Origin of the sequence: Streptococcus sp. FSL W8-0197 (assembly GCF_037963785.1) — a bacterium.
Lineage (GTDB): Bacteria > Bacillota > Bacilli > Lactobacillales > Streptococcaceae > Streptococcus > Streptococcus oralis_CQ.
This window is the reverse complement of sequence record NZ_CP150168.1, coordinates 1,224,372-1,235,838: the sequence shown is the minus strand read 5'-3', so window position 1 is coordinate 1,235,838 and position 11,467 is coordinate 1,224,372. Positions and strand designations below refer to the sequence as shown.

General features: G+C 41.9%; 11 protein-coding genes. All 11 read left to right on the top strand.

Annotated features, from left to right (window positions below; all coding sequences use genetic code 11):
- The first annotated feature begins 53 nt into the window (after positions 1–53).
- The 11 genes from NYE79_RS06250 (at position 54) to NYE79_RS06200 (ending at position 11,463) form a co-directional block, all read left to right on the top strand.
- Positions 54–434 carry a VOC family protein gene (locus tag NYE79_RS06250; protein ID WP_000157140.1) on the top strand — a complete coding sequence of 127 codons (381 nt, stop codon included), beginning with the start codon at positions 54–56 and terminating at the stop codon, positions 432–434.
- A 246-nt stretch (positions 435–680) separates the two neighbouring features.
- Entirely contained in the window at positions 681–1,481 is an 801-nt protein-coding gene (locus NYE79_RS06245; RefSeq protein ID WP_247943175.1) for a dihydroorotate dehydrogenase electron transfer subunit, read from the top strand.
- Positions 1,444–2,430: a dihydroorotate dehydrogenase gene (locus NYE79_RS06240; RefSeq protein WP_247943174.1), complete on the top strand. Its 987-nt coding sequence runs from the start codon at positions 1,444–1,446 to the stop codon at positions 2,428–2,430. The genes NYE79_RS06245 and NYE79_RS06240 overlap by 38 nt, the downstream gene beginning before the upstream one ends.
- Positions 2,431–2,540: 110 nt before the next feature.
- Positions 2,541–4,793, top strand: a complete 2,253-nt coding sequence (locus NYE79_RS06235) for a glucosaminidase domain-containing protein (RefSeq protein ID WP_247943173.1) — start codon at positions 2,541–2,543, stop codon at positions 4,791–4,793.
- Between the two features lie 166 nt (positions 4,794–4,959).
- A complete protein-coding gene (locus NYE79_RS06230) occupies positions 4,960–6,003 on the top strand; it encodes a DNA/RNA non-specific endonuclease (RefSeq protein WP_339293621.1) in 1,044 nt (347 codons plus the stop codon).
- Between the two features lie 91 nt (positions 6,004–6,094).
- Positions 6,095–6,331 carry a DUF2829 domain-containing protein gene (locus NYE79_RS06225; protein ID WP_000141913.1) on the top strand — a complete coding sequence of 79 codons (237 nt, stop codon included), beginning with the start codon at positions 6,095–6,097 and terminating at the stop codon, positions 6,329–6,331.
- On the top strand, positions 6,324–7,022 hold the full coding sequence (locus NYE79_RS06220) for a 3-oxoacyl-ACP reductase (protein WP_339293620.1): 699 nt from the start codon (positions 6,324–6,326) through the stop codon (positions 7,020–7,022). The genes NYE79_RS06225 and NYE79_RS06220 overlap by 8 nt, the downstream gene beginning before the upstream one ends.
- Positions 7,023–7,032: 10 nt before the next feature.
- Complete coding sequence (locus tag NYE79_RS06215) at positions 7,033–7,533, top strand: NUDIX hydrolase (RefSeq protein WP_339293619.1); 501 nt, start codon at positions 7,033–7,035, stop codon at positions 7,531–7,533.
- On the top strand, positions 7,511–8,359 hold the full coding sequence (locus NYE79_RS06210; RefSeq protein ID WP_049518537.1) for a putative PEP-binding protein: 849 nt from the start codon (positions 7,511–7,513) through the stop codon (positions 8,357–8,359). The genes NYE79_RS06215 and NYE79_RS06210 overlap by 23 nt, the downstream gene beginning before the upstream one ends.
- Positions 8,356–8,796 (top strand): ASCH domain-containing protein, encoded by a 441-nt coding sequence (locus NYE79_RS06205; RefSeq protein WP_049518538.1) that lies wholly within the window; start codon positions 8,356–8,358, stop codon positions 8,794–8,796. The genes NYE79_RS06210 and NYE79_RS06205 overlap by 4 nt, the downstream gene beginning before the upstream one ends.
- A 120-nt stretch (positions 8,797–8,916) precedes the next feature.
- Positions 8,917–11,463 (top strand): M1 family metallopeptidase, encoded by a 2,547-nt coding sequence (locus NYE79_RS06200; protein ID WP_001149146.1) that lies wholly within the window; start codon positions 8,917–8,919, stop codon positions 11,461–11,463.
- The last annotated feature ends 4 nt before the right edge of the window (positions 11,464–11,467 follow it).

Sequence of the window (11,467 nt, the reverse complement as noted above, 5' to 3'; positions counted from 1 at the left end):
ATTTTCCTGAATAAAGGTATAATAGAACTATTCAAATGAAAGAGGTAATGAAGATGGCTTCAAAAATGTTACACACTTGCTTGCGAGTAGAAAACCTTGAAAAATCAATTGCATTCTATCAAGATGCTTTTGGTTTTAAAGAGTTGCGTCGCAAGGATTTTCCAGATCATGCTTTCACCATTGTCTATCTAGGACTTGAGGGGGATGACTATGAGTTGGAGTTGACCTATAACTATGATCACGGTCCTTATGTGGTAGGAGATGGCTTCGCCCATATCGCTCTCAGCACACCTGACCTTGAGGCCCTACATCAAGAACATAGCGCCAAAGGCTATGAGGTGACAGCCCCTAATGGACTTCCAGGAACTCAACCAAACTATTACTTTATCAAGGATCCTGATGGCTACAAGGTCGAAGTCATTCGTGAAAAATAATCCAGTAAAGTCAAGTAGAATGTTCGTTTTCTGCTTGACTTTTTTTCTTTGAAAGAGTATACTAATACAAATTTAACCTTTAAGGGGAGTCCAGAGAGACTTACAAGGTGTCAGATAAAAGGGATAGGGGACTCTCTGTGGAGACTTTTTAAGTGTGCGCATGAGTTCTAGCCTAACCCAACTGAGGCCTTGCATTAGCAAGGTCTTTTCTTTATCTGGTCCCCTTAAATTTAAGGAGGAAAAGTCATGAATCCCACGTGTAAGAAGCGTTTTGGTGCCATTCGTTTGGAGACCATGAAGGTGGTCGCTCAGGAGGAAATTGCGCCAGCAATCTTTGAATTAGTCCTAGAAGGGGAGATGGTTGAAGCCATGCGAGTAGGCCAATTTCTCCATCTGCGCGTGCCTGATGATGCCCATCTCTTGCGTCGTCCTATTTCAATTTCGTCTATTGACAAGGCAAACAAGCAGTGTCATCTCATTTATCGAATTGAGGGGGCTGGGACCGCAATTTTTTCAACCTTAAGTCAGGGAGATAGTCTTGATGTGATGGGACCTCAGGGAAATGGTTTTGACTTGTCTGATTTAGACAATCAGAGCCAAGTTCTCCTCGTTGGTGGTGGGATTGGTGTTCCACCCTTGCTTGAGGTGGCCAAGGAATTGCATGCGCGTGGGGTGACAATAGTGACAGTCCTCGGTTTTGCCAACAAGGATGTTGTGATTCTCGAAACTGAATTGGACCAATATGGTCAGGTTTTTGTAACGACAGATGATGGTTCTTATGGCATTAAGGGAAATGTGTCAGTCGTCATCAATGACTTAGACATTCAATTTGATGCTGTTTACTCATGTGGAGCTCCTGGAATGATGAAGTACATCAATGAAAGATTTTATGATCATCCAAGAGCCTATCTATCTCTGGAATCTCGTATGGCTTGTGGGATGGGGGCTTGCTATGCCTGTGTTCTAAAAGTGCCAGATAGTGAGACTGTCAGCCAACGTGTCTGTGAAGATGGCCCTGTTTTCCGCACAGGAACAGTTGTATTATAAGGAGAAAGTCATGATTACAAATCGCTTACAAGTTTCACTACCGGGCTTGGATTTGAAAAATCCCATCATTCCAGCATCAGGCTGTTTTGGTTTCGGCCAAGAGTATGCCAAATACTATGATTTAGACCTTTTAGGCTCCATTATGATCAAGGCGACGACACTTGAACCCCGTTTTGGGAATCCTACTCCCAGGGTGGCAGAAACGCCTGCAGGTATGCTCAATGCAATCGGTTTACAAAATCCAGGTTTAGAAGCTGTTTTAGCTGAAAAGTTGCCTTGGCTGGAAAGAGAATATCCTTCGCTTCCCATCATCGCCAATGTAGCAGGCTTTTCAAAACAAGAGTACGCTGCCGTTTCTCAGGGGATTTCCAAGGCTACAAATGTAAAAGCTATCGAGCTCAATATCTCTTGTCCGAATGTGGATCACGGCAATCATGGACTTTTGATTGGGCAAGATCCTGACTTGGCTTATGAAGTGGTAAAGGCAGCTGTGGAAGCCTCTGATGTGCCAGTTTATGTTAAATTAACCCCTAGTGTAACGGATGTTGTCACCATCGCCAAAGCCGCAGAAGATGCAGGGGCAAGTGGCCTAACCATGATCAATACCCTTGTCGGTATGCGCTTTGACCTTAAAACCAGAAAACCAATCCTAGCCAATGGAACAGGTGGAATGTCTGGACCAGCAGTCTTTCCAGTAGCCCTCAAACTCATCCGCCAAGTCGCCCAAACAACCGACCTTCCCATCATTGGAATGGGAGGAGTGGATTCTGCTGAAGCAGCGATAGAAATGTATCTAGCTGGGGCATCTGCCATAGGAGTTGGAACAGCCAACTTTACCAATCCTTATGCCTGTCCTGATATTATTGAAAATTTACCAAAAGTCATGGATAAATACGGCATTAGCAGTCTAGAAAATCTCCGTCAGGAAGTCAAAGCCAATCTGAGATAAGCTAGGTCTTCCTTATCGTCAACAAGAAATAGAATCTTCATCAATTTGTAATATTTCCGTCGATTAACTATGTTACAATAGGGTTTAGAAAACGTTATTGGAGCATTTAAATGAAACGATGGAAAGTGGCCCTAGTAAGTGCTGGCTTATTGGGGTGTTTTTTTACTGTAGTGGAGACAGCAAAAGCAGAAGAGGGGACTTGGCAAGGAAAGACCTACCTCAAAGCAGACGGGAAACCAGCAACCAAGCAATGGCTTTTTGACCAAACGCATCAGAACTGGTTTTATCTTAAAGATAATGGTCAACGTGCAGAAAATGGCTGGTTGACAGTTGGTGGTAAAGATTACTATTTTAACGAAGCTGGAAAATTAGCTACGAAAACGTGGGTTGGCCAGTACTATGTGACTGAAAGTGGTGCTAAAGCAAAGGAACAGTGGATATTTAATCAGGAAAAAGAATCCTGGTATTATCTCAAGTCTGATGGTCAGAAAGCTCAAAAAGAATGGATTCAACAAGGTCAAGAAAAATATTACCTTAAAGAAGACGGGAAAATGGCCAAAGATGAGTGGATCACTCAAGGTGAGAACCAGTACTACATCAATTCACAAGGTAAAATGCTGAAAAATGCTTGGCTTGGTAAAAGCTATATATCAGAAAATGGTAATAAGGTTAAACAAGCCTGGATTTATGATGACAACTATAGCAGTTGGTTCTACCTTCAACAAGATGGTACCTATGCTGAAAATAGGTGGTTAACTATAGATGGGAAGGACTACCATTTTAAATCAGGCGGTTATCTTTCTACTGAACGTTGGATTGATCGCTTCTATGTTGCGAAGAGTGGAGCTAAATTGAAATCGGAATGGCTCTTTGATAAGAATTATGATGCTTGGTTTTACTTGAAAGCTGACGGAACCTATGCCGAAAAAGGCTGGGAAACGATTAAAGAAAAAGATTACCATTTCAAATCAGGCGGCTATCTTTCTACCGAGCGCTGGATAGATCGTTTCTATGTTGCGAAGAGTGGAGCTAAATTGAAATCGGAATGGCTCTTTGACAAGAATTATAACTCTTGGTTTTACTTGAAAGCTGACGGAACCTATGCTGAAAAAGGTTGGCAAACCATCAAAGGAAAGGATTACCATTTCAAATCTGGTGGCTACCTCTCTACGGAAACTTGGATTGACCGTAATTATGTGACAAGTAGTGGATCAAAAGCTGGTAAAGGATGGCTCTTTGATAAGAATTATAACTCATGGTTCTATATCAACTCTGATGGAAATTATGCCAATAAAGAATGGCTCTGGGATAATGGTTACTACTATCTCAAATCTGGTGGTTATATGGCTGCGAGTGAGTGGGTATGGTACAAGAATAACTGGTTCTACCTCAAGTCAAATGGAAAGATGGCTGAGAAAGAATTAATCTACGATTCATCCGACCAATCATGGTACTACCTTAAATCAGGCGGTTATATGGCAAAAAATGAAACTGTGGATGGTCATACCTTGGATGCTTCTGGTAGATGGCATGTTGCGGATAAAACCAAATATTACAAAGTTAAACCAATCACTGCCTATGTCTATAGTGCATCTGGAGAAATCTTGAGTTACATTAACCAAGGAAGCATTGTTTCACTGGATAGCTCGACGCGAAAAGGCGGCCGACTTGCAGTTTCGATTTCTGGCTTGTCTGGCTATATGAATCAAAGTGATTTGACAGCAGTAGATGAAGGAAGCGAGTTTATCCCTCATTATACTAGTGATGGGAAATTCCTCTACCATGAACTCTCTCCTTATACGAGTATCAAAGTAGCTCCACACACATCTGCCATGGTTATTGGTAAGAAGTACTACTCAACTGATGGAGAGCATTTTGATGGCTTTACCATTAAAAATCCTTTTCTCTATAAAAACTTGAGAGAACCAAGTAATTATAGTGCAGCTGAATTGGATAAACTGTATTCGATGATGAACTTGCAGGATAGTCCTCTCGCAGGTAAAGGAGCGACTTTCAAAGAAGCTGAAGAACGCTACGGTGTCAATGCCCTTTACTTGATGGCACATAGTGCTCTTGAAAGTGCGTGGGGACGCAGTCAAATTGCCAGAGATAAGAACAACTTCTTTGGTATTGCCGCTTATGATACGAGCCCATATCTCTCAGCCAAGAGCTTTGATAATGTGGATAAAGGAATCCTTGGAGCGGCCAAGTGGATTCGTGAGAACTACATCGACTATGGCAGAGACCACCTTGGAAATAAAGCAACCGGGATGAATGTTCGCTATGCTTCTGATCCTTACTGGGGTGAGAAGATAGCCAGCATCATGATGACTATCAACAGCAAACTTGGTTGGAAAGACTAATCAAAAGAAATCAACGATAACTACTGAAAAGTGGTTATCGTTTTTGTTTTAAACATTGGAGTAGAAAGAATATAATAACAGCATCTTTATTCTTGAACAATTAACAAAATGATAGTAAAATATAATAGAATATATTAATCTAATCACTATATAAAAGGAGGCTTTTATGAAAAAGTTACTATCCTTCTCAATTGCCTTACTTTCAATCACAACACTAGTTGCTTGTTCTGGACATAAGGCGGAATCAAAGGTCCCAGAAGAAAAAATTGAACAGAAGCAAATCAAGTTTGATGAGAAGTTGTTTAAAGAAGCTGGACTTTTGCCTTTTAAAAATGAAAAGCAGCTAGAACTTGGGGAATTGGATTATAAATCACGCGCAACGGGTGCTCATATTCAACTCAAGGACAGCGATGAGCCAACTGAGAAGAGAGAGTCCAAGTTGGCTTATGATCCAGTTGGATGGCACAATTATAAATTCTTTTATGGTGACGGTAAAAAAGAAGCTTGGTTGATGAGTAGAGGTCATCTGATTGGTTACCAATTTAGCGGATTAAATGATGAAAAGAGGAATCTGGTTCCAATGACTAACTGGCTAAATGCTGGAAATTATTCTGGAACAGATGACCAAAACCAAAGTAGCATGCTTTACTATGAAAATCGATTGGACTCTTGGTTGGCCAATCACCCGAACTACTATCTTGACTACAAGGTGACCCCAATCTATCAGAAGGATGAATTGATTCCGAGACAAATTGAATTGCAGTATGTGGGAATTGATGAAAATGGCAAACTCTTGGAAATCAAATTGGGTGGTAGTAAAGAAAAGGTTGATCAGTATTCAGTGACGCATGTTGTTTTAGACAATATTTCAGCTAATGCGGAAATCAATTACTTGGATGGTACGGCTAAAAATACAATTGAAAACAAAGAAGAAAAAGCTAAAAAAGAAGCTGAAGAAAAGGCTAAGAAGGAAGCTGAGGAAAAAGCCAAGAAAGAGGCTGAAGAAAAAGAAGCAGCTGAAAAGAAAGCAAAAGAAGAAGAGCAGGAAAAAGCTCGCCAAGCCGCACAAGAACAGGAAGAAAGCCAGGAATCAAATTTGCAATCAACAAATTCAGGTGGCTACTTTAGAGATAAAAACGGAAGATGGCACAGACCAAATGGTAAATTCGCTTCTAAGAAAGAAATTAGAGAAGCCGGATTGCAGTGGTAGGAAGAATTTAGCAGATATACAGTCAAAAAGCCGTTGGAAAACGGTTTTTTGCTATAATTAATTGAAGAATGTAGAATTAAAGGAGAACATCATGACTTTTGAAGAAATCCTGCCTGGATTAAAGGCTAAGAAAAAATATGTACGAACTGGTTGGGGAGGGGCTGAAAACTATGTCCAACTCTTTGACACTATAGAACAAAACGGGGTTGCACTTGAAGTGACGCCTTATTTTCTAATCAACGTGTCTGGAGAAGGGGAAGGTTTTTCCATGTGGAGCCCGACACCTTGTGATGTTTTGGCGACGGACTGGGTAGAAGTGCATGACTAGACGTGTATTGATCACGGGAGTAAGTTCAGGGATTGGTCTGGCTCAAGCTCGTCTATTTTTAGAAAAAGGTTATCAAGTTTACGGGGTGGATCAGGGTGAAAAGCCTGACTTGCAAGGTGACTTTCACTTTTTACAACGTGATTTAACCTTGGACTTGGCGCCTATTTTTGACTGGTGTCCTTATGTGGATGTTTTGTGCAATACTGCAGGAGTTTTGGATGATTACAACCCCCTTTTGGAACAATCAGCCCAGGAAATTCAAGAAATTTTTGAAATCAACTATGTGACTCCTGTTGAGTTGACTCGCTATTATTTGATGCAAATGCTGGAAAATAAAAAAGGAATCATCATCAATATGTGTTCGATTGCTTCAAGTCTAGCTGGTGGAGGTGGTCACGCCTATACCTCGTCTAAGCACGCCTTAGCTGGCTTTACCAAGCAGTTGGCTCTAGACTATGCTGAGGCTGGGATTCAGGTCTTTGGGATTGCTCCAGGGGCAGTCAAGACAGCTATGACCGCTGCGGACTTTGAACCAGGTGGGCTGGCGGACTGGGTGGCTAGTGAAACGCCAATCAAGCGCTGGATTGAGCCAGAGGAAGTAGCAGAGATTAGCCTTTTCTTAGCAAGCGGAAAAGCGAGCGCCATGCAAGGGCAAATCCTCACGATTGATGGTGGTTGGTCTTTGAAGTAGGAGGAGTTAGATGGAAATCAAAAAACACTTTGGAGTCTATGCTGTTTGCTTTGAAAACGGGAAGTTACTCTGCATTGAAAAAACGAGAGGCCCTTATCAACATCGTTATGATCTACCTGGTGGTAGTCAGCAACTTGGTGAAGGACTGACGGAAACGCTGATTAGAGAAGTTATGGAAGAGACAGGATTTACTGTTAGAAGCTACTCCAATCCTCGAATCTACGATGTTTTCGTCAGGGAAGAGTTAAAAAATTTTATGGTTCACCATGTCATGGCCTTGTATGATGTTGAAATGAATGAGAGTGCACCTCAGGTTACGATTTCGGAAGCTGTCTCTGATGGTGCGAATGATTCACTCGGATATATTTGGATGGATATTCAGAAAATCACAGAAGAAAATGCATCACCATTAGTCTTGAAGATTAAGTCTGAATTATTAGGATTTCCAGAGCTGGACAAGACCTTGTATATGAATTGGAAGGTGAATGATGAGAAACCAACTTGTCCTTAGTGGCGAACAAATTGTTGAAAAAGTTTATCCTCAGTTATTGCACCACGTCGGTATGATTCGTGGAGAATACTTACTGAGAGAGCTCAATCAAAATATCCTATTAGCAAGTTGTCAACAATTTGTAAAAGATTATCTAGATACCATTTGCTCCTTGTACTCAGATGAAGAGGTTTGGTATCGTTTTTCAGAGTTAACAAATACAGAAGCTAATTGTTTAGAGGGGACTAAAGAGCATTTTGATGAAAATCATCCCTTGTTTGGTTATAGAGGAACTAGGCGCTTGCTGGCGTGTCCTGATGAATTTCAGGCTGAAGCACATGTCGTTACAGAAGTTTATCAAACAAATCCCAATCTGTCTGTTATTTTTCCTTTTATCAATGATGCTGAGCAGTTAAAACAAGCTATTAGAGTATTGCGTGAGCATGGTTTTACTGGAAAAGTCGGCACAATGATTGAATTACCGTCAGCTTATTTTGACTTGGACAGGATACTGGAAACTGGTATTTCAAAGATTATAGTTGGAATGAATGATTTGACTTCTTTTGTTTTTGCGACTGTGAGAAACAGTCAATGGCATGATATGGAAAGTCCAATAATGTTAGATATGCTAAGAGATATGCAGGATAAAGCAAGGATAAAAAAGATTGACTTTACTGTAGCAGGCTATCTGAATACTTCTTTCATACAAAAAATGAATCAGATGGGTATCAAGTGTATTATCCACTACAGTTCTATTCCAGAGATTTTTAATTTAGAGATTGATCATCCAGACCACCTCAAACGTATAAAAGAAGTAAGTAAAAAATTACAAAGGAGCAACCCATGACACCGCAAGAAATGTGGAATGACTACAAGCAAATCAACCCCTCTATCGGAGATGAGATAGATGCCTGGGCTTTTGGAGTGGAAGCAGATCTCTTGGCAGATTTGGTTTTAAAAGGCGAAAAGACAGCAACTGCCTCAGCCTACGACCTCTATGCAATAGAAGACGAACCTCTTCCACGAGAAGGAACCTTTGACATCATTTTAGATAGCCAAGATCGAGCTGTCTGCATTGTCGAAATTACTAAGGTTTCCGTTCAGCCCTTTCATCAAGTTTCTGCTGACCATGCCTATAAGGAAGGTGAGGGAGACAAATCTTTAGCCTATTGGCGTCAGGTTCATGAGGACTGTTTCGCCGAGTGGCTGAGAGAGGCAGGACTGACTTTTACACCTGACAGCAAGGTTGTTTTGGAAGAATTTCGCAAGGTCTACCCACTCTAGACTGCAGAAGGAAGAAAGTTTTGGAAATTACCGTCCAATCCTTTTTTCTAAAGCAAAACATGATATAATAAGTTTGTTTGAAGAAGAGTAAAACTCTTAAACTTAGAATAGGAGAAAACTATGCAAGCAGTTGAACATTTTATTACCCAATTTGTTCCTGAACATTATGATTTATTTTTAGACTTGAGTCGTGAGACCAAGACCTTTTCTGGGAAGGTGACCATTACTGGTCAAGCACAGAGTGACCGTATTTCCCTTCACCAAAAAGACTTGGAAATCACTTCTGTGGAAGTTGCAGGTCAAGCTCGTCCATTTACAGTTGACCATGACAATGAAGCCCTTCATATCGAATTGGCTGAGGCTGGTCAAGTTGAATTAGTCATCGCTTTTTCAGGAAAAATCACAGACAACATGACAGGTATTTACCCTTCTTACTACACAGTTGATGGAGTCAAGAAGGAAGTCTTGTCTACTCAGTTCGAGAGCCATTTTGCGCGCGAAGCCTTCCCATGTGTGGATGAGCCAGAAGCAAAAGCGACTTTTGACCTCGCTCTACGTTTTGACCAAGCAGAAGGTGAAGTGGCCTTGTCAAACATGCCAGAAATTGATGTGGAAAACCGTAAGGAAACAGGCATCTGGAAGTTTGCGACAACACCTCGTATGTCTTCTTACTTGTTGGCCTTTGTAGCAGGTGATTTGCAAGGTGTGACCGCTAAAACTAAAAACGGTACCCTTGTAGGTGTCTACTCAACCAAAGCTCACCCATTATCCAACCTTGATTTCTCACTGGACATCGCCGTTCGCTCTATCGAGTTTTATGAAGATTACTACGGAGTTAAGTACCCAATCCCTCAATCACTTCACATCGCCCTTCCTGACTTCTCAGCAGGTGCTATGGAAAACTGGGGTCTTGTGACTTATCGTGAAGTTTACTTGGTTGTGGATGAGAACTCAACCTTTGCTAGTCGACAACAAGTTGCCCTTGTTGTGGCACATGAGTTGGCTCACCAATGGTTTGGTAACCTCGTGACTATGAAATGGTGGGATGATCTTTGGCTTAATGAAAGCTTCGCAAACATGATGGAATACGTCTGTGTGGATGCCATCGAGCCAAGTTGGAATATCTTTGAAGACTTCCAAACAGGTGGAGTTCCAGCGGCGCTTAAACGTGACGCGACGGATGGCGTTCAGTCTGTCCATGTCGAAGTCAAACACCCAGATGAAATCAATACGCTCTTTGATGGCGCTATCGTCTATGCTAAAGGAAGCCGTCTCATGCACATGCTTCGTCGTTGGCTAGGTGATGCGGATTTCGCTAAAGGATTGCATGCCTACTTTGAAAAACACCAGTACAGCAATACCATCGGTCGTGACCTTTGGAATGCTCTCGGACAAGCATCAGGTCGTGATGTTGCAGCCTTCATGGACTCTTGGTTGGAACAACCTGGTTACCCAGTTCTCACTGTCAAAGTTGAAAATGATGTCTTGAAGATTTCACAAAAACAATTCTTTATCGGTGAGCATGAAGACAAGAACCGCCTCTGGGTAGTGCCACTCAACAGCAACTGGAAAGGTCTACCAGATACACTTGAAACTGAAAGTATCGAAATTCCTGGCTACGCCGCTCTTCTTGCTGAAAATAAAGGAGCACTTCGCCTTAACACTGAAAATACAGCCCACTACATTACAGACTATCAAGGAGACTTGTTAGATGCTGTTCTTGCTGAGCTAGAGTCACTTGATAACACAAGCAAACTGCAAATCGTCCAAGAACGTCGTCTGCTTGCTGAAGCAGGGCACATTTCTTATGCTGACTTGCTCCCAGTCCTTGATAAACTTGCTAAGGAAGAGTCTTACCTTGTTGTTTCAGCTGTTTCTCAAGTGATTGCTGCCCTTGAACGCTTTATCGATGAAGGTACAGAAGCTGAGAAAGCCTTTAACAGTCTGGTTGCTAAATTGGCTCGTCATAACTATGACCGTCTTGGTTTTGAAGCTAAAGACGGAGAATCAGATGAGGATGAATTGGTTCGTCAGCTGGCCGTTTCTATGATGATTCGCTCCAATGATGCAGAAGCTAGTCAAGTCGCTAGTCAAATCTTTGCAGCTCATAAGGAGAACCTTGCAGGACTTCCAGCAGCCATCCGTGCACAAGTTCTCATCAATGAGATGAAACACCATGAGACCAAGGACTTGGTCGCAACTTATCTGGACCTCTACACTCATGCGACGGATGCGGTCTTCAAACGCCAGTTGGCAGCTGCTCTAGCCTACAGTACAGATGCTGACAATATCCAAACCTTGATTAGTTCATGGAAGGACAAATTTGTGGTCAAACCTCAAGACCTTTCTTCATGGTACCTCCAATTCCTCGGACACCAAGCAACTCAAGAGACTGTTTGGGTATGGGCGCGCGAAAACTGGGATTGGATCAAGGCAGCTCTTGGTGGCGACATGAGCTTTGACAGCTTTGTCATCTTCCCATCACATATCTTTAAAACAGAGCAACGCTTGGCAGAGTACAAGGAATTCTTTGAACCACAACTTTCTGACCTAGCTCTTAGCCGTAATATCCGCATGGGGATCAAGGATATCGCAGCGCGTGTTGACTTGATTAAGCGTGAAAAAGCTGCAGTAGAAGCTGTTGTAGCCCAATATGCTAAAGCTTAATTCG